22 protein-coding genes and 2 tRNA genes are annotated in these 22612 nt (G+C 49.0%); 10 read left to right on the top strand and 14 right to left on the bottom strand.

The annotated features are described in order from the left end of the window. Complete coding sequence (gene punC / locus D9742_RS12790) at positions 1-1212, top strand: purine nucleoside transporter PunC (protein ID WP_130237136.1); 1212 nt, start codon at positions 1-3, stop codon at positions 1210-1212. A 288-nt stretch (positions 1213-1500) separates the two neighbouring features. Continuing rightward, positions 1501-2649 (top strand): cyclopropane fatty acyl phospholipid synthase, encoded by a 1149-nt coding sequence (gene cfa / locus D9742_RS12785; RefSeq protein ID WP_130208204.1) that lies wholly within the window; start codon positions 1501-1503, stop codon positions 2647-2649. A 51-nt stretch (positions 2650-2700) separates the two neighbouring features. Here the strand turns inward: cfa and D9742_RS12780 are convergent, their stop codons facing one another. Further along, positions 2701-3318 (bottom strand): riboflavin synthase subunit alpha, encoded by a 618-nt coding sequence (locus tag D9742_RS12780; RefSeq protein WP_130237135.1) that lies wholly within the window; start codon positions 3316-3318, stop codon positions 2701-2703. Positions 3319-3533: 215 nt separating this feature from the next. On the opposite strand from D9742_RS12780, the gene mdtK reads away from it, so the two are divergent. After that, entirely contained in the window at positions 3534-4907 is a 1374-nt protein-coding gene (gene mdtK, locus D9742_RS12775; protein WP_130237134.1) for a multidrug efflux MATE transporter MdtK, read from the top strand. Positions 4908-4944: 37 nt separating this feature from the next. On the opposite strand, the gene D9742_RS12770 is transcribed toward mdtK, so the two are convergent. Continuing rightward, the gene (locus D9742_RS12770) at positions 4945-6201 is read right to left on the bottom strand and encodes an AIDA repeat-containing protein (RefSeq protein WP_130237133.1); all 1257 of its coding nucleotides are present in this window, start codon (positions 6199-6201) and stop codon (positions 4945-4947) included. A gap of 308 nt (positions 6202-6509) precedes the next feature. Between D9742_RS12770 and D9742_RS12765 the strand changes: the two genes are divergently transcribed. The 4 genes from D9742_RS12765 (at position 6510) to D9742_RS12750 (ending at position 8816) form a co-directional block, all read left to right on the top strand. Then, a tRNA-Val gene (locus tag D9742_RS12765) sits at positions 6510-6586 on the top strand. A gap of 4 nt (positions 6587-6590) precedes the next feature. Further along, positions 6591-6667 (top strand) — tRNA-Val (locus D9742_RS12760). A gap of 113 nt (positions 6668-6780) precedes the next feature. Next, the gene (locus D9742_RS12755) at positions 6781-7086 is read left to right on the top strand and encodes a monooxygenase (protein WP_130237132.1); all 306 of its coding nucleotides are present in this window, start codon (positions 6781-6783) and stop codon (positions 7084-7086) included. Positions 7087-7211: 125 nt separating this feature from the next. Further along, positions 7212-8816: an FAD-NAD(P)-binding protein gene (locus tag D9742_RS12750; RefSeq protein ID WP_130237131.1), complete on the top strand. Its 1605-nt coding sequence runs from the start codon at positions 7212-7214 to the stop codon at positions 8814-8816. Positions 8817-8827: 11 nt separating this feature from the next. On the opposite strand, the gene ydhT is transcribed toward D9742_RS12750, so the two are convergent. The 7 genes from ydhT to fumD all read right to left on the bottom strand — a co-directional run bounded on the left by ydhT (position 8828) and on the right by fumD (position 15238). Further along, positions 8828-9640 carry a protein YdhT gene (gene ydhT / locus D9742_RS12745; RefSeq protein ID WP_130237130.1) on the bottom strand — a complete coding sequence of 271 codons (813 nt, stop codon included), beginning with the start codon at positions 9638-9640 and terminating at the stop codon, positions 8828-8830. Between the two features lie 3 nt (positions 9641-9643). Further along, positions 9644-10429, bottom strand: coding sequence for a thiosulfate reductase cytochrome B subunit (gene phsC / locus D9742_RS12740; protein WP_130237129.1), 786 nt, complete (start codon positions 10427-10429; stop codon positions 9644-9646). Next, on the bottom strand, positions 10426-11094 hold the full coding sequence (locus tag D9742_RS12735) for a 4Fe-4S dicluster domain-containing protein (RefSeq protein ID WP_130237128.1): 669 nt from the start codon (positions 11092-11094) through the stop codon (positions 10426-10428). The genes phsC and D9742_RS12735 overlap by 4 nt, the downstream gene beginning before the upstream one ends. A 63-nt stretch (positions 11095-11157) precedes the next feature. After that, entirely contained in the window at positions 11158-11808 is a 651-nt protein-coding gene (locus D9742_RS12730; protein ID WP_130237127.1) for a YdhW family putative oxidoreductase system protein, read from the bottom strand. Between the two features lie 12 nt (positions 11809-11820). Beyond that, entirely contained in the window at positions 11821-13923 is a 2103-nt protein-coding gene (locus tag D9742_RS12725) for an aldehyde ferredoxin oxidoreductase (RefSeq protein ID WP_130237126.1), read from the bottom strand. Between the two features lie 20 nt (positions 13924-13943). Further along, a complete protein-coding gene (locus D9742_RS12720; protein ID WP_130237125.1) occupies positions 13944-14570 on the bottom strand; it encodes a ferredoxin-like protein in 627 nt (208 codons plus the stop codon). Positions 14571-15028: 458 nt separating this feature from the next. Next, positions 15029-15238, bottom strand: coding sequence for a fumarate hydratase FumD (gene fumD / locus D9742_RS12715; RefSeq protein ID WP_000528337.1), 210 nt, complete (start codon positions 15236-15238; stop codon positions 15029-15031). A 350-nt stretch (positions 15239-15588) separates the two neighbouring features. Here fumD and D9742_RS23680 point away from each other — a divergent pair, with 350 nt between their 5' ends. From D9742_RS23680 to lpp, 3 genes are all read left to right on the top strand, one after another. After that, entirely contained in the window at positions 15589-15783 is a 195-nt protein-coding gene (locus D9742_RS23680) for a hypothetical protein (RefSeq protein WP_242664678.1), read from the top strand. Positions 15784-15790: 7 nt separating this feature from the next. Next, positions 15791-17203, top strand: a complete 1413-nt coding sequence (gene pykF, locus D9742_RS12710) for a pyruvate kinase PykF (protein WP_064530058.1) — start codon at positions 15791-15793, stop codon at positions 17201-17203. 310 nt (positions 17204-17513) lie between these two features. Continuing rightward, positions 17514-17750: a murein lipoprotein Lpp gene (gene lpp, locus D9742_RS12705; RefSeq protein WP_000648420.1), complete on the top strand. Its 237-nt coding sequence runs from the start codon at positions 17514-17516 to the stop codon at positions 17748-17750. Between the two features lie 63 nt (positions 17751-17813). Here the strand turns inward: lpp and ldtE are convergent, their stop codons facing one another. The 5 genes from ldtE to sufC form a co-directional block, all read right to left on the bottom strand. Further along, the gene (gene ldtE, locus D9742_RS12700) at positions 17814-18818 is read right to left on the bottom strand and encodes a L,D-transpeptidase LdtE (protein ID WP_130237124.1); all 1005 of its coding nucleotides are present in this window, start codon (positions 18816-18818) and stop codon (positions 17814-17816) included. Between the two features lie 147 nt (positions 18819-18965). Beyond that, positions 18966-19382 (bottom strand): cysteine desulfuration protein SufE, encoded by a 417-nt coding sequence (sufE, locus tag D9742_RS12695; RefSeq protein WP_000279727.1) that lies wholly within the window; start codon positions 19380-19382, stop codon positions 18966-18968. Between the two features lie 12 nt (positions 19383-19394). After that, positions 19395-20615, bottom strand: coding sequence for a cysteine desulfurase SufS (gene sufS, locus D9742_RS12690; RefSeq protein WP_130237123.1), 1221 nt, complete (start codon positions 20613-20615; stop codon positions 19395-19397). Beyond that, positions 20612-21883, bottom strand: coding sequence for a Fe-S cluster assembly protein SufD (gene sufD / locus D9742_RS12685; protein ID WP_130237122.1), 1272 nt, complete (start codon positions 21881-21883; stop codon positions 20612-20614). The genes sufS and sufD overlap by 4 nt, the downstream gene beginning before the upstream one ends. Next, entirely contained in the window at positions 21858-22604 is a 747-nt protein-coding gene (gene sufC / locus D9742_RS12680; protein ID WP_130237121.1) for a Fe-S cluster assembly ATPase SufC, read from the bottom strand. Before sufC ends, sufD begins: the two co-directional genes overlap by 26 nt. Positions 22605-22612: the final 8 nt, after the last annotated feature.

Here is a 22612-nt window from a genome sequence, read left to right as displayed (position 1 = left end):
ATGCAACCTGGGAAAAGATTTTTAGTCTGGCTGGCGGGTTTGAGCGTACTCGGTTTTCTGGCAACCGATATGTATCTGCCCGCTTTCGCCGCCATACAGGCCGACCTGCAAACGCCTGCGTCTGCCGTCAGTGCCAGCCTTAGTCTGTTCCTTGCCGGTTTCGCCGCTGCACAACTTCTGTGGGGTCCACTCTCCGATCGCTATGGCCGTAAACCCGTTCTTTTACTCGGCCTGACGATTTTCGCTCTTGGTAGTCTGGGAATGCTGTGGGTAGAAAACGCGGCTACTCTGCTGGTATTGCGTTTTGTGCAAGCTGTTGGTGTCTGTGCTGCGGCCGTTATCTGGCAGGCATTGGTGACGGATTACTATCCTTCACAAAAAGTTAACCGTATTTTCGCGACCATTATGCCTTTAGTGGGGCTTTCTCCGGCGCTTGCTCCGCTGTTAGGTAGCTGGCTGCTGGTGCATTTTTCCTGGCAGGCGATTTTCGCCACCCTGTTTGCCATCACCGTGATATTGATTCTGCCTATTTTCTGGCTTAAGCCCACCACGAAAGCACGCAATGATAGCCAGGATGCACTGACCTTTGCCGACCTGCTGCGTTCTAAAATCTATCGTGGAAACGTGCTGATTTATGCGGCTTGTTCAGCCAGTTTCTTTGCCTGGCTAACCGGTTCACCGTTTATCCTCAGCGAAATGGGCTACAGTCCCGCAGTCATCGGATTAAGTTATGTTCCGCAAACCATCGCGTTTCTTATTGGTGGTTACGGCTGTCGCGCCGCATTGCAAAAATGGCAGGGAAAGCAGTTGTTACCGTGGTTGCTGGTGCTGTTTGCTGTCAGCGTGGTAGCAACCTGGGCTGCGGGCTTCATTAGCCATGTGTCGCTGGCTGAAATTCTGATCCCATTCTGTGTGATGGCCATTGCCAACGGCGCAATCTACCCGATTGTGGTCGCCCAGGCGCTACGCCCCTTCCCGCATGCGACTGGCCGCGCGGCTGCATTGCAGAATACCCTGCAATTGGGTCTGTGCTTCCTCGCAAGCCTGGGGGTTTCCTGGCTCATTAGCGTCAGCACGCCGCTGTTCACCACTACCAGCGTGATGTTATCGACCGTGGTGCTGGTTGCTATCGGCTATAAGATGCAACATCAACCTGAATCCCACTGCCAGAATCATGGCAAGACGGAAGTCGCGCATAGCGAATCACATTGATCTATAGCGATATCGTCATACTTAGGCTGCTAACAAAATTTTGTTGTATGATTGAGATTAGCAGCCTATACTGAATTCCAGTTGTTAATATTACGATAAATATTATGTTTTTACGGGGACAGGAGCGTTCCCGAATCACTATGGATGGTCATTTCGGCAAGGGTTCCTCCTTTCCTCTGTTCTACGTCGGATTATAGACTCGCGGTTTTCCTGCGAGATTTCTCACAAAGCCCAAAAAGCGTCTACGCTGTTTTAAGGTTCTGATCACCGACCAGTGATGGAGAAACTATGAGTTCATCGTGTATAGAAGAAGTCAGCGTACCGGATGACAACTGGTACCGTATCGCCAACGAATTACTTAGCCGTGCAGGCATCGCCATTAATGGCTCTGCCCCGGCAGATATTCGAGTCAAAAACCCCGATTTTTTTAAACGCGTTCTACAGGAAGGATCGTTGGGGTTAGGCGAAAGTTATATGGATGGCTGGTGGGAATGTGACCGACTGGATATGTTTTTTAGCAAAGTCTTACGCGCTGGGCTTGAAAACCAACTCCCCCATCATTTCAAAGACACACTGCGCATTGCTGGCGCACGGCTCTTCAATCTGCAAAGTAAAAAGCGTGCCTGGATAGTAGGCAAAGAGCATTACGACCTCGGTAATGACCTGTTCAGCCGCATGCTCGATCCCTTCATGCAGTATTCCTGCGCTTACTGGAAAGATGCCTATAATCTGGAATCTGCCCAACAAGCGAAGCTCAAAATGATTTGTGAAAAATTGCAGTTAAAACCAGGCATGCGGGTTCTGGATATCGGCTGCGGTTGGGGCGGACTAGCGCATTACATGGCATCCAATTATGACGTAAGTGTGGTTGGTGTCACGATTTCTGCCGAACAACAGAAAATGGCTCAGGAACGCTGCGCAGGTCTGGATGTCACCATTTTGCTACAGGATTACCGTGACCTGAACGACCAGTTTGACCGTATTGTTTCGGTTGGTATGTTCGAGCACGTCGGGCCGAAAAATTACGATACCTATTTTGAGGTGGTGGATCGTAATCTGAAGCCAGAAGGGATTTTCCTGCTACATACAATCGGCTCGAAAAAAACCGATCTGAATGTTGACCCGTGGATTAACAAATATATTTTCCCGAATGGTTGCCTGCCTTCTGTACGGCAGATTGCGCAATCCAGCGAACCACACTTTGTGATGGAAGACTGGCATAACTTTGGTGCTGACTATGACACTACGTTGATGGCCTGGTATGAGCGATTCCTCGCCGCCTGGCCGGAAATTGCCGATAACTACAGTGAACGCTTTAAACGGATGTTTACGTATTATCTGAATGCTTGCGCTGGCGCCTTCCGCGCCCGTGATATCCAGCTCTGGCAGGTGGTGTTCTCTCGTGGAGTCGAAAGCGGCCTTCGCGTGGCTCGTTAAGTGTTATTTCATCGCCCCCATTTTGGGGGCGATGTCATTTCAAATACTGATTTATTTCTTTTCCCGTGCCGCCAACACACGTTCTACAGTATCTACCACTGCCTGAGTTTGCGGATCGATTTCGATATTGACGCGTGCGCCGAGTTTTTTCTTACCGAGAGTAGTACGTTCGAGCGTTTCCGGAATTAAATGCACACAAAAGCGAGTCGCTGTCACTTCACCAACCGTCAGGCTGATGCCATCAATACCAATAAACCCTTTATACAGGATATATTTCATTAAATGCTCATCCTGTACTTTGAACCAGATCTGGTGGTTATTTTCTGATGTTATTATTTTAGATACTTCTGCGGTGGTCATAATATGACCTGACATTAAATGTCCGCCGATTTCATCGCTGAATTTAGCTGCGCGTTCTACGTTTACCCAATCCCCAACGTTTAAATCGCCAAGGTTTGTTATTCGTAACGTTTCTTTCATCAGATCAAAACTGATACGGTTGCCGTTAATTTCCGTTACGGTCAGGCAGCAACCATTATGCGCAACTGAAGCACCTGTCTCCAGACCATCCAACATGTAATCAGGTAATTCCACTACATGGGTTCGAAAATTTGCTTTCTCGTCAATCGACACCAACTTCGCGGTGCCCTGCACTATCCCCGTAAACATACTTACAACTCCTGAAATCAGTTAGGACATTCTGTTCAGCACAATAGCAGGTGGGAAACGTCCTTACCAGTAAAGGGGGCTGAGTGGTTATTTTTTCACTGGAGAATTAATAAATCCTCGCTACAATAGACTGAATTTCCCCTGCTTCTTCTTTTTGCTGCCCATTCAGGCGGTTTTTTAGTCTCTCATATAACAACAATATAAAAGGTGTTCACGTGCAGAAATACATCAGTGAAGTGCGTCTGTTATTAGCATTAGCAATCCCGGTGATTCTCGCGCAAATCGCCCAAACAGCGATGGGTTTTGTCGATACCGTCATGGCGGGCGGCTATAGTGCCACCGACATGGCGGCAGTCGCCATTGGTACTTCTATCTGGCTCCCGGCGATTCTTTTCGGTCACGGACTGTTGCTGGCATTGACGCCAGTCATCGCGCAATTGAATGGTTCCGGTCGCCGTGAGCGCATTGCGCATCAGGTGCGACAAGGTTTCTGGCTGGCCGGTTTCGTCTCCGTGCTTATTATGCTGGTGCTGTGGAATGCGGGTTATATCATCCGCTCCATGCAAAATATCGATCCGGCCCTCGCCGATAAAGCAGTGGGTTACCTGCGTGCACTGCTGTGGGGGGCTCCGGGCTATCTGTTCTTCCAGGTCGCTCGTAACCAGTGTGAAGGTTTGGCAAAAACCAAACCGGGCATGGTAATGGGCTTTATTGGCCTGCTGGTCAACATTCCGGTTAACTATATCTTTATTTATGGTCACTTCGGTATGCCTGAACTCGGCGGCGTCGGCTGTGGTGTGGCGACTGCGGCGGTGTACTGGGTAATGTTCCTTGCTATGGTTTCCTATATTAAGCATGCCCGTTCTATGCGCGATATCCGCAACGAAAAAGGCACCGCTAAACCAGACCCGGCAGTAATGAAAAGACTTGTGCAACTGGGTTTACCTATCGCGCTGGCACTGTTCTTTGAAGTAACACTGTTTGCGGTGGTTGCGCTGTTGGTATCTCCGCTTGGTATTGTCGATGTGGCAGGCCACCAGATTGCACTGAACTTTAGTTCGCTGATGTTCGTTCTTCCGATGTCACTGGCTGCGGCTGTGACTATCCGTGTGGGTTATCGTCTGGGTCAGGGTTCCACGCTGGATGCGCAAACTGCCGCACGAACCGGGCTTATGGTTGGTGTCTGTATGGCAACGCTGACAGCAATTTTTACAATCTCGCTGCGGGAGCAGATCGCTCTTCTGTATAACGATAATCCAGAAGTTGTGATACTGGCTGCCCACTTGATGTTGCTGGCGGCGGTGTATCAGATTTCTGACTCGATACAGGTAATAGGTAGCGGGATTTTGCGTGGCTATAAAGATACGCGCTCTATTTTTTACATTACCTTTATCGCGTATTGGGTGTTGGGCTTACCAAGTGGATATATTCTGGCATTGACCAATCTGGTGGTTGAGCCAATGGGGCCTGCAGGTTTCTGGATAGGCTTTATTATCGGTCTGACTTCTGCTGCCATTATGATGATGCTACGTATGCGTTTCTTGCAACGTCTGCCATCAGCTATCATTTTGCAACGCGCATCTCGATAAAAAATGAGGCGCAATCCGCAAAGATTGCGCCTTAATTTTAAGCTGACTGGAGCGTTGCGCCGATGCCGTCTTCGTCAGGCTGTAATTTAAGCGCGCTGCATATAGGCTGCCGACTGGCATCCGTTATCTCAACGTGAATATCACCGCTAACTTCCCCTTTCACACTGATGAATTCCGGGGAAATTTCTTTCGCACCGGTTTGCAGGCAAATCGTTCCTTCTCCTCGCAGACGTTTCACCTTCAACTGCACATGCGTTGCGGTTGACGTTATGAGCCACACTTTTCCATCATCAAGATTCAGGTTGCCAACACAGAAAGTGACATTGTCACCTTTAACCGTGCTGCCATCGAGGATCAGCACACATTCCTGCTGGACCGTTATCGTTGATTGTTTCAGATCAGCGCCATAGCCAACAATCATAGAAGCGCCGTCCTGTAATGCAACGCTCCCCGTAAGTTCAACCGGAGCACAGTCTTCTTCTACGACAAATTTTTCGTCCGCACTGGTGGGTGACATCACAATCACTGTCCCACTTTGTACCACTGCGTTTTCCAGCGTACCAGCATGCACTTCAGCCCGACCACCGGTTTTAACTGCCAGATTTTTAGTCTTACCAGAACTGTAGAGCTGCAGACCGTCTGTCCCCAGGCGATAAACGGCGCCATTCTCAACGATGGTATGAATATCTTCACCGCCGAGGTTATTCATGGTGCCACCCGCAAGCAGCGTATCACTGGCCTTACCTGCCAGCATAAAAACGCCGCCGTGGTTTATCTCACCATTGATGGCTTCTCCACCTGGGTAAACCAACAGTTCACCACCTTCATCTACAACAACTGCTGATACTGTTCCGTTGACCAACAAACCACCATCCTGATCCAGAATGATTTTTTCCGCACGATGGCCCTCCAGTACTCGCAGATTACCGCCATTCTCCAGCAATAAACCGCAGGCATAGCCCTGATCAACGCTAAATTCACCTTCGGGATGGCGGCCATTAACAGTAGCGAGCGTTGAGAGGCTAAGCGCGCCACCGTCTGACTGAACAATGTCAGTGGCTATTGCGCCATCACCGACTGATAACGTGCCATTGTTGCTGTACTGTGTACATTTGGCGATCCCACCAGTTTCAACTTTCAGCCAGCCAGCACCTGTGACCACGGTATTTTCTGCTCTTCCGCCCGCCTCAACAATCAACTCGCCATCAGTAAGTTGAGTCGCGCCGATAACGTCTCCAGCATGAACAATTTGCACTTTCCCGTCGCTAATCAAGTTTTTTGCATCAGATCCCATGACTTATTCCTTTGCTGCATCTGTGTGCCTTTATCGCTACCTAAGTGTAAAGGCTACGAAGGATTTATCCACGATAGAATTGATATGGTGGCAAAGTCTCTGTTTTACATTGTGAGTCGAGGGATAACCGGCTGTATCAGATCTAAATATGGTCTCTGGCCAAAAATCGCCCTTGCAAATCAACAAAATATCGCCAATTTGTTTAAAAGCTCTGCAAACGATAGAAATACCGCAGAAAATTACGATTTGCCTCTTGCCACCTTCACGCTCTGCCGCTAATATTCGTCCCCGTTGTCACCTACAACGTTGCGTTCATAGCTCAGTTGGTTAGAGCACCACCTTGACATGGTGGGGGTCGTTGGTTCGAGTCCAATTGAACGCACCATCCTGCGTCCGTAGCTCAGTTGGTTAGAGCACCACCTTGACATGGTGGGGGTCGGTGGTTCGAGTCCACTCGGACGCACCAGATTTTCTTAATCTGGTCTTCTCTTCCCTTTTGTTTCTCCTGCTTCTTCTCTGTATCCAATACGTTAAAAGATTTACACTATCCCCGTATGCGTTATCAGAAGGAGAATAGCTATGGCAACTTTATTACAACTTCATTTTGCTTTTAATGGTCCCTTTGGCGACAAGATGGCTGCGCAACTTAAACCGCTTGCCGAGTCGATTAATCAGGAACCTGGTTTTCTGTGGAAGGTGTGGACCGAAAGTGAAAAGAACCACGAAGCCGGTGGGATCTACCTCTTCACTGATGAAAAAAGCGCCCTTGCCTATCTGGAAAAACATACTGCCCGACTGAAAAATCTCGGCGTTGATGAAGTTATCGCCAAAGTTTTCGATGTCAATGAGCCACTGAGTCAAATCAATCAGGCAAAACTCTCCTGACAGATTTTAATCAAGGGCGGGTAGCGCCCTTTTCATCCCTGTCTGAAATTTCTCAAATTTTAAAAATCTCAACCAAACTTATCTGATTACACTAAATTCGAAAGAATGCATACAGGTAAGTAACAATGAAAAAAATTGCCATTGTGGGTGCCGGACCAACAGGGATCTACACTTTCCTCTCGTTGTTGCAGCAACAAACGCCACTTTCCATTTCTATCTTCGAGCAAGCCGACGAAGCTGGTGTCGGTATGCCGTACAGTGATGAAGAAAACTTGAAAATGATGCTGGCAAATATTGCCAGTATTGAAATACCGCCGATTTATTGTACTTATCTGGAATGGTTGCAAAAGCAAGAGGCCAGCCATCTGCAACGTTATGGCGTTAAAAAGGAAAGCTTGCACGATCGTCAGTTTTTACCGAGGATTCTGCTAGGCGAATATTTCCGTGATTGTTTTTTACGGTTGGTAGAGCAAGCACGGCAGCAGCAATTTGAAATCAACGTTCATGAATCATGCAAGGTGACTGATCTGCAAGTCACAGACTCTGGCGTGCTTATCTTCTCAAATCGGGATTTGCCAGTTGAGACGTTTAATTTAGCCGTGATAGCCACCGGTCACGTCTGGCCTGACGAAGAAAAAGCAAGCCGAACATATTTCCCCAGCCCGTGGTCAGGGTTAATGGAAGCGAAAATTGAAGCCTGTAGCGTGGGCATTATGGGAACATCATTGAGCGGACTGGATGCCGCGATGGCGGTTGCTATCCAGCATGGTTCCTTTATCGAAAAAGATAATCAACGCATTCTGTTTCAGCGCGATAGCGACAGTGAAAAACTCAGTATTACATTGATGTCACGCACAGGCATTTTGCCAGAAGCCGATTTCTATTGCCCTATTCCCTACGAACCTCTGCGCATTGTCACTGAACATTCCCTGAACGCGGAAATTGAAAAAGGTACACAGGGTCTTCTGGATCGGGTATTTAAACTTATAGTGAAAGAGATTACTTCGGCTGATCCTGACTGGAGCCGGCATATTGCGATAGAGGACCTAAATGTCGATACCTTCGCGCAAGCCTGGTTTGCCGAGCGTAAACAGCATGACCCATTTGCCTGGGCAGAAAAAAACTTAGCAGAAGTCGAGCGAAATAAACGTGAAAAACATACCGTTCCCTGGCGCTATGTCATTCTTCGACTGCATGAAGTCGTTCAGGAAATTGTTCCGCATCTGAACGAGCACGACCATAAACGGTTCAGTAAAGGCCTTGCCAGAGTATTTATCGACAATTATGCAGCTATCCCTTCTGAATCTATAAAGCGATTACTGGCTTTGCGCGAGGCGGGAATTATTCATATTCTCGCCCTCGGTGAGGACTACGATATGGAAATCGACAAAACGCGCACAACCCTGAAAACAGCAGACAACAGCTACTCGTTTGACGTTTTTATTGATGCGCGTGGGCAGCGCCCGCTCAAAGTGAAAGATATTCCTTTCCCTGGACTACGTGTACAGCTACAGAAAGCAGGCGATGAAATCCCTGATGTCGGAGAAGACTATACGCTACAGCAACCGGAAGAAGTTCGTGGTCGCGTGGCGTTCGGCGCGTTGCCCTGGCTAATGCACGATCGGCCTTTCGTTCAGGGGCTTACGGCTTGTGCTGAAATTGGCGAGGCTATGGCGCAGGCCATCATGAAGCCAGCCTCCCGTGCACGTCGGCGCCTGGCGTTTGATTAAGGGTAAAGGCGTCAGCACTCCACAAATTGATGCTGCTCATTCAGACGATAGCGAACTCCAGCGCGAATATTATTTTCACCTTCAACGGCTACGGCGAAGCGCACTCTTTCGCCGTCATGATACGCCAGCGCGGCGCTGCCCCCTGGCCCGAGAATAATTGAGTCCACCACCCCCGTACTTACTACCGTTGAATTTTCACCGCTGGCGATGATATGAACGTTATCGCCGCTATTGGCAATTTTGGCATTTGCACCAAAGCTGGCGATTTGCACCAGATCGCCATTACTGGCGACATGACACCGTTCGCCCAATGTACAAACGCGTACTCGCATTCCGCTATTCGCAATACGACTGCTGTCTCCGGCGCTGCTTATCCGCGAGGAATTACCGCTTACAGCAACACGAGCACGTTCACCTGAGCTACCGATATGGCTGTTAAAGCCAACACTGCCAATCCGCACGCTATACCCCATGCTGGCAATTTGCGCAGCATACCCCACGGTGGCGATTCTGGCGTTATCCTCACAACAGCCGACGCGTGCGTGGTCGTCGGCCCAGGCAAACTGACTGCAAAAGGGTATCTCTACGGGGTCTTTGGCCAGTTTTTGCATTGAGGAAACTTCCTGACGGGCGAAGTTTTCATCCGCCAGCCATTTTTTCCAGGCGTACTCAACCAGACTTTCCGCCCAGTCAGTAAACCCTTCGCCAATCAGGGCGTGGTGTATATCGGCATAAACTCCACCTTGCGGAAAACGGCGCAGAAACCAGCGGTACATAACCGCGCCTACACGCCACTCTCGCAGGTCAGCTCGTGTAATGATCATTCGTTAATGCCGGTGATAGCCATCGACCATACATTTAAAGGTTTCGTGGGGAGTACGCCCCGTGGTGCAAAGATAGAGATGGCCGAAGATAAAAAAGAGGCTTATAACTGCCAGAGCAAAATGCGCCTGCAATAACCAGTATCTTACGCCAGGGAACACGTCCCCCACGACTTGCGGGTAAAGGCATAGCAGCCCCGTTAACAGTAACAGCGGCAGCAATCCATACATCACACCAACATAGACTACCTGCTGCAATGGGTTGAATTTAGACTGTGTTGTTGCAGGAAAAGGATGATCCTCCCCTTGCATAATTCCAAACAGATAAAAACGCGTTTGTTTAGCCGCTCGCCCCAGCCAGCCCTGGCGATGAATAATGTAGTGATAACCATTACCCCCAACGGCATTAATCAGAACAAAGCCAAGCCAGCATGCCAGTAACAGGAATCCACAAACTTCATGTACGGCAACCAGACTTTTGACGGCAGCAACGCCCACTAGCGCAAAGTGATTGATTAGCCCACTTGCCAGCAACAAGACAAAGAGTATCGCATTCGACCAGTGCCATAATCTCACCGCCTTGCTGTAGAGATAAACCTTCTCGCCATGACCGGTGGAGGATTTCTTTATACCGCGAGCGCGAAGCAAGGCGTGAAGCCCCAACACTAACCACATCCCGACCAGCAGCAGCCCGGCAATGACCAACCACACCGGCCAGAATTCGGGAGAAAACTGCGGTACATAGTTTGCCAACTGGTTTTGAAATTGTTCAGCATTTTGCGACGGGTTCATACATTTTCCTTTTTAATCAAATGTTGGCCGAACCGGCGATACAGATGCGGTTTCCCGGCACCAGGCAGCTGATATTGATAGTATTTATTTTCCTGTAACCATGCCTGAATTTCTGGGCTATCTTCGCGACCAAAGATCAACGCATGTTCCGGACAGGCGCTAACGCAGATGGGCGGAAAACCTTTTGCCAACCGTGACTCAGCACAGAAATCACATTTATCCGCCACCTTGGTCAGCGGATTAAGGTAGCGCACCTGATACGGGCACGCGCCAATGCAGTAGCTACAGCCAATGCATTGCGATTTTTCTACCCGCACGATCCCCTGCTCATCACGCCACGATGCCCCTGTTGGGCAAACGTCGATGCAAGGAGCATCTTCACAGTGCTGGCATGACTGGCGAAAGAAGTGATACAGCGTTTCGTTATTGTTATCGGTGACCGGGATATGCGCGATAGACAAACGACTTCCCTGCGCTGGCACATGGTTAGTTTTACGGCATGCTCTGGCACAAATATTACAGCCATTGCACCGTGATTCATCGTGAATCATGGCATATCGAACTTCCTTTTCTTGTCTGGTGTTCGCTAACAAAGAAGGTGCTGAACCGGTAAAAAAGATTACCGTTCCCATCCCCAGAACAAATTTGCGTCGAGTGAAGGACATCTGATTATCCTCTAATGCTGTGGCTGCGACTGTCCACCCTATCCATGATATCTCCCTGAAAATTCAGGGATTCTGAAACTGCTCAACCTCGAACCATTCACATAAGCCATAAGCTTTGCCATAGCTCATAAAACGCTCGCTAAACAGGTACAACACAGCCGTCGATGACGTCACCTGGCGTATATCGGCATATTCAGGAGCGATATCCATCGCGGCGAGCGCGGCTTCAATCTGCGCTTCCTGGAAGTAATATGGCGCTTGCGTCAGCATGGCGACCTTATAAGGCCGGGGATACGTCTGGCATTCGAAGCGAACGGCGTGTGCAATGGCCCGACAGATGTCCTGCTCAACAACTTGCAAGGACATAGCGGCATAGTTTTCGCTCATGGTTTGCGTTGAGTAGTAATAATCATCTTTACTGCCCGTCATACAGGCGATATCTGCGAAGTCTGAACTCTGCCGTATGCTTTCCAGTAGTGCAGAAAGATCCTCTTCAGCAACCGAATATGGCGGCGACAGGAACACGGCGCGAGCAACCAGTTGACCCGCCGCCGAATGCTGGCGGATAAACTCCGCCAGTATTTCGGCCGGTTCAGGCTCTGTGACTTCATCTTTCGCAGTGTCATCGGGCTGACGCATACTGTGCAGCCATTGACGCTTAGTCACGTCAATATCAGGCGCTTCCAGTTGTGTCATTTCCTCCTGCTGGCTCATTGCTCCCGTTCCTTATGCTGGTAGCAGGTTATGTGTCGCCAGATCGGCAGCAATATCTTCCAGCCCGAGCCGATGAAGCGTTTCTCGCGTTGGACAACCAAGCTGTGGGTCCCACCCCATTTCCTTGTAGAACAGCGTGAGTGACTGGTGCATATCATCGCGGTCCATTTTGTCAGTACCTTCGCTAAAGACCGGAATCTGCGGATCTTTATCAAATACCCAGGAACAGATCAGATCATGCTCATTACGCATATCTTTGGTTTGCATCAGTTTTACCGTGTAAGCACGGTGCAACGTAAAGATACGTTCTGCAGCTAAATCTAATTTTTCCTGCGTCATATCTTCGCCAGTGATTGCTTTAAAGAATTTGGCTTCTAGCGCAAGGTCGCCGCGATAATTGCGGCTTTTCAGTGGCGAAACGGTCATTGGCCAGACCCAGTTGCACAGGGTGACGGCGTTATGCAAACAAACCCGCAACAGCGACCATTTAGCATATTTAATTTTTGCGTCATTGATCGGCGTGTAGTTTTTGGTTTCATCGTAAGCATCTTCAGAGCCAAAAAGTTCTTTTGCCACTTCACGCTGCAGTTTCAACGGCAAACCGGAGCCGATAAAGTTGATGTGCGTATGCGTCATACAGTCGCGGTTGAACATGCAGTTGACAATAGAACCGACCTGCGCCGACGCTTCATTGGCATGGTGAACCGGATAACCAAACGGTGACCAGAGTTTATTTTTTGCGTAGCCCCAGTACTCTTCACCCAAATTCCAGCGTTCAGCAATGGCATACGAGCCATCAGCCAGATGACTCAACTCACCCACACGGTGCGCCAGACGGTAGTAAAAATCTTTAATGAAATTAACGTCACCAGCTTCCAGTTGATCCCAACGAATTTCCGCATACTCTTCAGCAGGTAGAACTCGCTTAAACACGCCTTTGCTGTAACAATAGGTAAAATCGCGATGCAACTGCCCGTAGTTACACCACAGCCCGTAGTCATCGAACAGATTCAGACCAACCAGATTACCAATCACCCGCCCATCATCTTTATCTTCAAAATCTTTCGGCCCATTCGGGAAGATGGTGGTATGGACGAAGTTAGCGACACAGGTGTTACCACCTGTACTGGGTACACCAAACTCTTTAACCCGAGGAATGTTCATCTGGGTCATACAACGAATTGGGCATGAGTGGCAGCCACTCATTTTGACGGTGTATTTTTCTGCTGCCGGACCTAAGTCAAAGACGGATTTATAGGTGCGGAAACCGACCGTGTTCTGATTGCCAGGCGGAATTTCTCCTGTTTCAATCGGGCCGCCTTCCGCTGCCCCCCAAAACAGCCCTTTACGTGCCGTCCAGCGTGACTTGGGATCAGAGTACTCTGCCCACGATTGCGGCGTACTTGGCACGACATGGTTGTTATTAGCGCCAATAAGTTCGGTCATCATATAGTCATTGAGCCGTTTCATCTCCTGACGATCGGCAATGTTGACCCCTTTTGTCCCTTCAACCGCAATCGCTTTCAGGTTTTTAGAGCCCATTATTGCGCCAGTTCCCGCGCCGCCACTGTGGTTACGACTATTCAGCATGCCAGAGAGCGGCACAAGATTTTCCCCCGCCTGACCGATAGCCGCAACACAGGTTTCAGGACTGGTTAAACGGCAAATTTCTTCCGTGGTTGCACGCGTCCCTTTCCCCCACAAGAAATCGGCTTTCTCCAGGCTAACTTTGTCATCTTTTATATTTAGCCAGACCGGTGATTTCGCTTTACCTTCGATAATAATGACGTCGTATCCGGCGAATTTCATCTGCGCAGCAAAAAAGCCGCCCATATGGGCGTCGACGACTAAATTTCCTTTGGTAAATGTGGAGAGTGAGGTGATATTTACGCGTGAACTACAGGGCGCACCAGACCCTGTCAATGGCCCCGTAGCAAAGACTAATTTATTTGCTTCATCGAAAGGTTTAGTGCCTGGAGGTACTTCGTCGTACATAATTTTGTAGCCAAAGCCCATACCACCGACAAAATTTTTAAACTTACTGGAATCTTCGAGGGTAATATTTCCTGTCGTAAGATTGACTCTTAATATATTACCAGTCCAACCGTTAGCCATGATTTTTTCCTTTGCAAGATTCACACAGTAATATCTTTCCACTCGATAATTTTTAACGCCCCTGTCGGGCAGGCGTTTGCGCATTCACCGCACAACACACATTTCGAGGATTTTTTAGTTTCAGTATTTACGGTAGCCATCATCCACGGACACGCAGTGGTACAGGCGCTACAACCAATGCAACGTTTGTGATCGACGGTTATACATCCCTCTTCCTGCTGCCAGGTAATCGCGCCAATCGGGCAAACCTTCAGGCATTGCGGATCTTTACACTGGCGGCAGGTGTCGGCGGTATAATTCAGATCGCCGTATAAGCCGCCACCGGAACCTACGCCCTTGTCGCCAAAGAAATAATTACGATGGATTTTGATGCGGGAGAAAAAAGTACCAACGGCGCCATCGTTATAGTTGGTACAGGAGATTTCACAGCGATGGCAGCCGGTGCAACGCGCACGCTGGGTAACTAACACCCCTTTGGGCGTATTTATAAGCCCCACCGTGCCGCTATCGACATCTTCCTGTTTACAGCCAAAAAGCGACAATAACGCAGGGGCTATAGTTAAACCAGCAAGACCTTTTCCTGATATACGCAAGAACTCTAATCGCGTTAAGCCAATATCTAATAGTGGACGTTCAATCGGGTTCATTTATTTCGCATCCTCTTCGCAAACACAGTGCTGACAATTCAACAGCCTGATATTAAGCACTCAACTAATACGCTGCTGACTATGCCTCCAACACCAGATATTTTGTCCTAACCCGATAGCGTATGAGACTTGATTTAACGCAAACAAACTAATCCTTTATGGTTAGGAGAAAAAATAATGTGATTATTCTTAGTGCTTAACATTGATCGTCATCAATTAAAAACGGAAAGCAGGATATTAAAAGCGGAGTGATATTTATTATCATTTGAAATAGATTTCATTTACCCTACAATAATTTGTGATATACATTCCAGAATAAAGAAATAGTTAATTCGCTATAAATTTCAATACATATCGTAATTAATATGATTGCCTTGCATCCATTTATAAAAATAAACTCACATGTGGCGATATAATAAAACAGAGGGGATAAGGCATTGTACGCTATCCCCGAACAATTATTTCACCAGTGCATTAATGACTGTTTCCATCGCCTGCTTTTCCAATTCGCTGCGTTGGATACGTTTATTTGCTAATGCTGTGCGCAGCACACCAGCGATGACGATGTGTTTTGGCTCCTGACCCAGGTCACGCATCTCCAACACCACTTTACCTACCACTCTGCACATTTCGCGGTACAGCTCATCATCTTTTGTCCGGTTGCCCATTATTCACACCCATTTATCATGCCAGTTATCAGCATATATCAATCTCATCATTTAAACAAAAAACAAACAAAATCAAACAAATAACTCGATAAATTATTATAATTGCATCTGTTGTATAACGAGAGCATTCACTCTGTCTTTACTCCAGCAATCCTCTACCTTCCAGCCATCGTTTTCCTGTTGCGCAAACAGCGATGATTTTGCGTAACCTGCTACCGAGGACGTTAAATCTTTGATAACAGTTTATTGTGTATATGCATGAATGTTTTTGAAACGCTGTTTTTGTTTTCCTTTTTGATTAATTTCAGCGTATAATCCGCGTCAATTGACTCTTGAATGGTTTCAGCACTTTGGACTGTAGAACTCAACGACTCAAAAACAGACACTCGCGTTGGGCTGAGACACAAGCACACATTCCTCTGCACGCTTTTTCGATGTCACCTATCCTTAGAGCGAGGCACCATCACTTTCGTAATACCGGATTCGCTTTCCGGCAGTGCGCCCAGAAAGCAAGTTTCTCCTATCCTTCTCAACTTAAAGACTAAGACTGTCATGAAAAAGACCAAAATTGTTTGCACCATCGGCCCAAAAACCGAATCTGAAGAGATGTTAGCTAAAATGCTGGACGCGGGCATGAACGTCATGCGTCTGAACTTCTCTCATGGTGACTATGCAGAACACGGTCAGCGCATTCAGAACCTGCGCAACGTGATGAGCAAAACCGGTAAAACTGCCGCTATCCTGCTCGATACCAAAGGTCCGGAAATCCGCACCATGAAACTGGAGGGCGGTAACGACGTTTCTCTGAAAGCAGGCCAGACCTTTACTTTCACCACTGACAAATCTGTTATCGGCAACAGCGAAATGGTTGCGGTAACTTATGAAGGTTTCACCACCGACCTGTCCGTCGGCAACACCGTACTGGTTGACGATGGTCTGATCGGTATGGAAGTTACCGCTATCGAAGGTAACAAAGTTATCTGTAAAGTGCTGAACAACGGTGACCTGGGCGAAAACAAAGGTGTGAACCTGCCAGGTGTTTCCATCGCCCTGCCGGCACTGGCAGAAAAAGACAAACAGGACCTGATCTTCGGTTGCGAACAAGGCGTAGACTTTGTTGCTGCTTCCTTTATCCGTAAACGTTCTGACGTTGTCGAAATCCGTGAGCACCTGAAAGCGCACGGCGGCGAAAACATCCAAATTATCTCCAAAATCGAAAACCAGGAAGGCCTGAACAACTTCGACGAAATCCTCGAAGCATCTGACGGCATCATGGTTGCACGTGGCGACCTGGGTGTAGAAATCCCAGTTGAAGAAGTTATCTTCGCCCAGAAGATGATGATCGAAAAATGTATCCGTGCACGTAAAGTCGTCATCACTGCGACCCAGATGCTGGATTCCATGATCAAAAACCCACGTCCGACTCGCGCAGAAGCCGGTGACGTAGCCAACGCCATCCTCGACGGTACCGACGCAGTAATGCTGTCTGGTGAATCCGCAAAAGGTAAATATCCGCTGGAAGCCGTTTCTATCATGGCGACCATTTGTGAACGTACAGACCGCGTGATGAACAGCCGTCTCGAGTTCAACAACGACAACCGTAAACTGCGTATTACCGAAGCGGTTTGCCGTGGCGCTGTTGAAACTGCTGAAAAACTGGATGCTCCGCTGATCGTGGTTGCTACCCAGGGCGGTAAATCTGCTCGCGCAGTACGTAAATACTTCCCGGACGCAACTATTCTGGCGCTGACCACCAACGAAAAAACGGCTCATCAGCTGGTACTGAGCAAAGGCGTTGTTCCGCAGCTGGTTAAAGAAATCACTTCTACTGATGATTTCTACCGTCTGGGTAAAGAACTGGCGCTGCAGAGCGGTCTGGCGCACAAAGGCGACGTCGTAGTCATGGTTTCTGGCGCGCTGGTACCGAGCGGCACGACTAACACCGCATCTGTTCACGTCCTGTAATATTGCTTTTGTGAATTAATTTGTATATCTAAGCGCCCTGATGGGCGCTTTTTTTATTTAATCGATAACCAGAAGCAATAAAAAATCAAATCGGATTTCACTATATAATCTCACTTTATCTAAGATGAATCCGATGGAACCATCCTGTTTTCTCTCAATTTTTTTATCTAAAACCAAGCGTTCGATGTTTCTTTGAGCGAACGATCAAAAATAAGTGCCTTCCCATCAAAAAAATATTCTCAACATAAAAAACTTTGTGTAATACTTGTAACGCTACATGGAGATTAACTCAATCTAGAGGGTATTAATAATGAAAGCTACTAAACTGGTACTGGGCGCGGTAATCCTGGGTTCTACTCTGCTGGCAGGTTGCTCCAGCAACGCTAAAATCGATCAGCTGTCTTCTGACGTTCAGACTCTGAACGCTAAAGTTGACCAGCTGAGCAACGACGTGAACGCAATGCGTTCCGACGTTCAGGCTGCTAAAGATGACGCAGCTCGTGCTAACCAGCGTCTGGACAACATGGCTACTAAATACCGCAAGTAATAGTACCTGTGAAGTGAAAAATGGCGCACATTGTGCGCCATTTTTTTTGCCTGCTAATTACGCCTATTGCGTCGCACGTAACATATTCCCTTGCTCTGGTTCACCATTCTGCGCTGAGTCTACTGCTGGTGCATTGCTGGCCACGGGTGCCGCTCCGCTGCTCACCGCAACCGGATACCCTGCCCGACGATACAATGCTTTATCGACTAACTTCTGATCTACAGCCTTATTGTCTTTAAATTGCGTGAAGCCTGCAGGCAGTGCGTACGGCATTGTCTGAACGTTCTGCTGCTCTTCTGCCGATAACGGTCGATGCACTTCAACATAACGCATCCCGTTCGGTTCTACGGAGTATTTCACCGGCTCATTGATCACTTTCACCGGTGTTCCCGTTCTTACGCTGGAGAACAGTGCTTTAATATCCGGTGCATTCATACGAATACAGCCCGAACTGACGCGCAAACCGACGCTGTCCGGCGCGCTGGTACCATGAATGAGGTATTCGCCGTTGCCGTGCGCCAGGCGCAGTGCGTAGCGTCCCAGAGGGTTATTCGGCCCGGCTGGAACAACTGGCGGTAATTTGATGCCTCGCTCCAGTGAACGCTGACGAATACCCGCCGTGGGCGTCCAGGTAGGATTGGGGATTTTCTGCCCTACCCGTGTTTCCATCACTGGTGTTTCCAGCCCCTGCAAGCCAATACCTATCGGGTAGACCTGCACAATATTTTCTCCCGGCGGATAATAATAAAGGCGCAGTTCCGCAAGGTTCACGATAATCCCCTGGCGCGGTGCATCAGGTAATAACAGTTGCGAAGGAATGGTTATTGTCGTGCCTGGTTTTGGCACTGGGGCAATAGTGTTATTGGCTTCAAGGATCAACATCGCCGCAGTATCAAAACGACGGGCAATAGCCTGAAGGTTTTTATCCCCCTCTTGCACCGTGTAGGTTTGATTTTGCCCAACCAGTCGGCTTCCGGTTGGTGGGAGCGGGTAATCTACCGCCCAGGCTGCCTGGATGGCGCTGAAAGCGCCGATAAGAGTCAGTGTTAGCAAAGACGCGCGTTTCATTGTAAACCTCCTGTATTTGCCGGAGACTCACGCTGAAACGACGGATGGCGCTTATGTTTACCTGAACCGAAACACTCCTGTGCAGGCCAGTGTAAACATCGGCCATCCGGCAAAGTGAGCCTGCCGGATGAAAGCTGTTCCTTTAGTTTAGCTAAGTGCAGCGGCTTTGGCGCGAATTGCGCGAATCATCGCTTCCAGACCTTGTGAGCGTGATGGAGTGAGATGTTGGGTGAGCGCCATTTTTTCAAACCACGGACGCACATCGAAATTGACAATATCCTGGGGCGTCATTTGATCATAGAGAATAAAAACGACTGCAATAAGTCCTTTCACAATGGCCGCATCGCTGTCGCCCTGTAATTCAATAATTCCCTGCGCATTCTGACGCATCACAATCCACACCTGGCTCTGGCAGCCCTGAATGCTATTTTGCGGGCTTCTGTCTTCGTCGTGTAATTCTGGCAGACGCTGTCCCAGTTCAATAATGTAGAGATATTTCTCTTCCCAGTTGGCGCAGCGTAAAAAGTTACGCAGCAATTTTTCTTTATCCGGCAATACAGCCATAGAGCCTCCCTGTTATCCCAGCAAACGATGGATACGTTGCAATCCAGTCACCAGACGATCCACTTCTTCATGGGTGTTGTACATTGCCAGCGACGCCCGACACATCGCAGGGACGTTGTAAAAGGCCATTAAGGGCATCGCACAGTGATGTCCGGTACGCACTGCAATACCGTAGTTATCAAGAAAACTGCCGACGTCATAGGCGTGGTGTTTGCCGAGATTAAAGGCAATAACGCCAAGTCTGTCTGGCGGACCATAGAGAGTGAGATCCGGCACCGCAGCCAACTGCGACAATGCGTAATGCATCAGATTTTGCTCATACTCGGCAATGTTGTTAAGCCCCAGCGCCGAAACATATTCCAGCGCCGCACCAAGGCCAATAATACCTCCCGTATTAGGCGTACCTGCTTCAAACCGCCACGGCGCTTTGGTCCATGTAGTGCCTTCACTAAGGCTGACGGTGGCGATCATTGAGCCACCGCCTTCCCACGGTGGCATCTCCTGCAACAAGGCTTCTTTGACATATAGCACGCCAATGCCGGTAGGGCCATACAGTTTATGCCCGGAGAAAACGTAGAAATCGCAATCCAGAGTCTGAACATCCACCGGATGATGCATCACCGCCTGAGCACCATCTACCAGTACTTTTGCGCCATGCTGGTGTGCAAGCGTGATCATCTCCGCCAGCGGATTTTCCGTGCCTAGTACGTTGGAGACATGGGTAATTGCCAGCAGGCGAGTTTTCTCATCAAACAGATTAGGTAGCATCTCCAGTTGCAGCGTACCGTCGGGGTTAAGAGGGAGCACACGCAGCTCTGCACCAACGCGCGCGCAAAGCATTTGCCAGGGAACAATATTGGCATGATGTTCCATTTGGCTAATGATGATATTGTCGCCTGCCCGCACATTGCTGTTGCCCCAGCTATTAGCGACAAGATTAATGCCTTCCGTCGTGCCGCGCACAAACACCAGCTCTTCCGCCGAACGGGCATTGATAAACAGCGAAGCACGCTTGCGCACGTTCTCCATTTTCTCAGTCGCCTGGGCGCTTAACGTATGAATGCCGCGATGCACTGCCGCGTAGCCGTGGCGATAGAATTCGGCCTCTGCATCAATAACCTGACTCGGTTTCTGCGCGCTGGCGGCGCTGTCGAGATAAGCCAGTGGCAGACCGTTAACCTCTCGCGTAAGTACTGGAAAATCGGCCCGCACTTTGTCGACGGAAAAAGTCATCTTGTACCTCCCGGCAGCCGTTGACCGATTCGGGTCAGCACCTGCTGTTTAAGCCCCTCATCACGCAATGCTTCCGTCAGTTCGGCAGCAAAGGCGTAGATGATCATCTGCTGGGCATCCTGCTGATTGATCCCGCGCGAGCGCAGATAAAACATCTGTTCGTCATCAATACGCCCCACCGTCGCGCCGTGGCTGCATTTCACATCATCAGCATAGATTTCCAGCTGTGGTTTGGTATCCACTTCGGCCAGTTTGCCCATCAGCAGATTATTGTTGGTCATCTGACCGTCAGTTTTGATGGCGTGCTGCGCCACGTTGATCAAACCGTTAAACACCGCGCGACCTTTGTCGCTGACGATAGTTTTGTGCAACTGGCGGCTATTACAAAAACCTTTATTGTGTTCCAGCCAGGTGCGGGTATCGCACACTTCATTTTTCACCGGCATCGCCAGGCTATTGATCCGCAGCGTGCTGTTTTCGCCATTGAGTTGCGAACTGGTGTTGTGTCGTAACACTGCGCCACCAAGCAGGAAACTGTGGCTAAATGCGGTGGCATCGTCTGCCAGCAACAAATCGTTATGGGCAAAGTGGTGACTGACCGGGTTTTCAAACGCCAGTTTGATATGCTGCAAGTGGGCGTTTGCTGCGACGTTGATAGTAAACCGTGCGCCGGTGAAATGACGAGCGTCATTCAGGCTGACGAAATGTTCAATCACTGTCGCTTCGGCACCCTCCGCCAGTTCCAGATGATGGCGGTAATGGGCTGTATTCACCTCTTCACCTGCCACGCCCTGGGTAATATGCATTAACAGCAATGGCTTTGCAGGTCGTTGACCGCGCTTCACGGCAATATGCGTAACGCTTTGCGCCAGGCTTTCCGTCAGATGGAGAAACACTTCCGCCTGAATAGCGTCGGGCAATCCCTGACGGTCGTCGTTAATGCTCACTTCATATCCGCTGCCTTCAGTTGCATCGCTAAGTGCTGACACGTAACGTCCATCGACGAACACCAGGCGCACGGCGTCTAACGTTAACGCTAAGGCATCACGCTGATCTGGAGATATCTCCCCGGTAATGCTGACAAACTGGCTATTAGTCAGCCCTTCCAGTGGCGTATATTTCCAGTGTTCGTGTTTACGTGTCGGCAGTCCGGTACGCAGCAATTGTTGTAAATGCTGCTGAGCTTCGGGGGAGCGTTTCGCCCCTTCGGCTTCAAACAAGTGGTGCCACTGTTGCAGCGCGTTACTGCTGTTCGGTAAGCCAGCCATAACCCTGCTCCTCCAGTTGTTTGACCAACGTGAAATCGCCGGATTTCACGATTCGCCCCTGATACAACACATGGACGTAATCAGGCTTGATGTAGTCAAGAATGCGTTGGTAGTGCGTAACAATGATGAATGAACGCTTGCCGTCACGCAGCGAGTTCACGCCATCAGCAACCACTTTTAATGCGTCGATATCCAGCCCGGAGTCCGACTCATCAAGAATGCATAACTCCGGTTCCAGCACCGCCATTTGCAAAATATCGTTGCGCTTTTTCTCGCCACCGGAAAAACCAACGTTTACCGAACGGGTCAATAAATCTTCCGGCATCTTCAACAGCGCGATTTTCTCTTCCATCAAATCCTGAAAATCGAAGCGGTCGAGAGATTCCTGACCGCGATAGCTGCGCACCGCATTAAGTGCCGTTTGCAGGAAAAACTGGTTGCTGACGCCAGGGATTTCCACCGGATACTGGAAAGCCATAAAGATGCCTTCGCCCGCGCGATCTTCCGGCGACAGCTCAAGCAAATCTTTGCCTTTAAACTCAACCGTGCCGCCCGTCACTTCATAATCTTCTCGCCCGGCAAGCGTTGCCGATAAGGTACTTTTGCCCGAACCGTTTGGCCCCATAATGGCGTGAACTTCGCCGGGACGAACATCGAGGCTTAATCCACGCAGAATAGTTTTATCTTCCACGCTGACGTGTAAATCTTTAATACTTAACATGTTTATTC

This window comes from Escherichia sp. E1V33 (assembly GCF_004211955.1).
Classification (GTDB): domain Bacteria; phylum Pseudomonadota; class Gammaproteobacteria; order Enterobacterales; family Enterobacteriaceae; genus Escherichia.
Note: the sequence above shows the minus strand (reverse complement) of the source record. Positions and strands in the feature narration are given on the sequence as shown.

What these genes read in the sequence shown, in the direction of transcription:
- D9742_RS12730 (WP_130237127.1), bottom strand. Translation starts at nt 11,808, where the DNA reads ATGAGCCAGCAGGAGGAAATGACACAACTGGAAGCGCCTGATATTGAC.
- D9742_RS12755 (WP_130237132.1), top strand. Translation starts at nt 6,781, where the DNA reads ATGGCAACTTTATTACAACTTCATTTTGCTTTTAATGGTCCCTTTGGC.
- D9742_RS12720 (WP_130237125.1), bottom strand. Translation starts at nt 14,570, where the DNA reads ATGAACCCGATTGAACGTCCACTATTAGATATTGGCTTAACGCGATTA.
- D9742_RS12725 (WP_130237126.1), bottom strand. Translation starts at nt 13,923, where the DNA reads ATGGCTAACGGTTGGACTGGTAATATATTAAGAGTCAATCTTACGACA.
- D9742_RS12735 (WP_130237128.1), bottom strand. Translation starts at nt 11,094, where the DNA reads ATGTCCTTCACTCGACGCAAATTTGTTCTGGGGATGGGAACGGTAATC.
- punC (WP_130237136.1), top strand. Translation starts at nt 1, where the DNA reads ATGCAACCTGGGAAAAGATTTTTAGTCTGGCTGGCGGGTTTGAGCGTA.
- sufD (WP_130237122.1), bottom strand. Translation starts at nt 21,883, where the DNA reads ATGGCTGGCTTACCGAACAGCAGTAACGCGCTGCAACAGTGGCACCAC.
- lpp (WP_000648420.1), top strand. Translation starts at nt 17,514, where the DNA reads ATGAAAGCTACTAAACTGGTACTGGGCGCGGTAATCCTGGGTTCTACT.
- D9742_RS12780 (WP_130237135.1), bottom strand. Translation starts at nt 3,318, where the DNA reads ATGTTTACGGGGATAGTGCAGGGCACCGCGAAGTTGGTGTCGATTGAC.
- ydhT (WP_130237130.1), bottom strand. Translation starts at nt 9,640, where the DNA reads ATGATCATTACACGAGCTGACCTGCGAGAGTGGCGTGTAGGCGCGGTT.
- phsC (WP_130237129.1), bottom strand. Translation starts at nt 10,429, where the DNA reads ATGAACCCGTCGCAAAATGCTGAACAATTTCAAAACCAGTTGGCAAAC.
- sufE (WP_000279727.1), bottom strand. Translation starts at nt 19,382, where the DNA reads ATGGCTGTATTGCCGGATAAAGAAAAATTGCTGCGTAACTTTTTACGC.
- D9742_RS12770 (WP_130237133.1), bottom strand. Translation starts at nt 6,201, where the DNA reads ATGGGATCTGATGCAAAAAACTTGATTAGCGACGGGAAAGTGCAAATT.
- sufC (WP_130237121.1), bottom strand. Translation starts at nt 22,604, where the DNA reads ATGTTAAGTATTAAAGATTTACACGTCAGCGTGGAAGATAAAACTATT.
- ldtE (WP_130237124.1), bottom strand. Translation starts at nt 18,818, where the DNA reads ATGAAACGCGCGTCTTTGCTAACACTGACTCTTATCGGCGCTTTCAGC.
- sufS (WP_130237123.1), bottom strand. Translation starts at nt 20,615, where the DNA reads ATGACTTTTTCCGTCGACAAAGTGCGGGCCGATTTTCCAGTACTTACG.
- fumD (WP_000528337.1), bottom strand. Translation starts at nt 15,238, where the DNA reads ATGGGCAACCGGACAAAAGATGATGAGCTGTACCGCGAAATGTGCAGA.
- D9742_RS12750 (WP_130237131.1), top strand. Translation starts at nt 7,212, where the DNA reads ATGAAAAAAATTGCCATTGTGGGTGCCGGACCAACAGGGATCTACACT.
- pykF (WP_064530058.1), top strand. Translation starts at nt 15,791, where the DNA reads ATGAAAAAGACCAAAATTGTTTGCACCATCGGCCCAAAAACCGAATCT.
- cfa (WP_130208204.1), top strand. Translation starts at nt 1,501, where the DNA reads ATGAGTTCATCGTGTATAGAAGAAGTCAGCGTACCGGATGACAACTGG.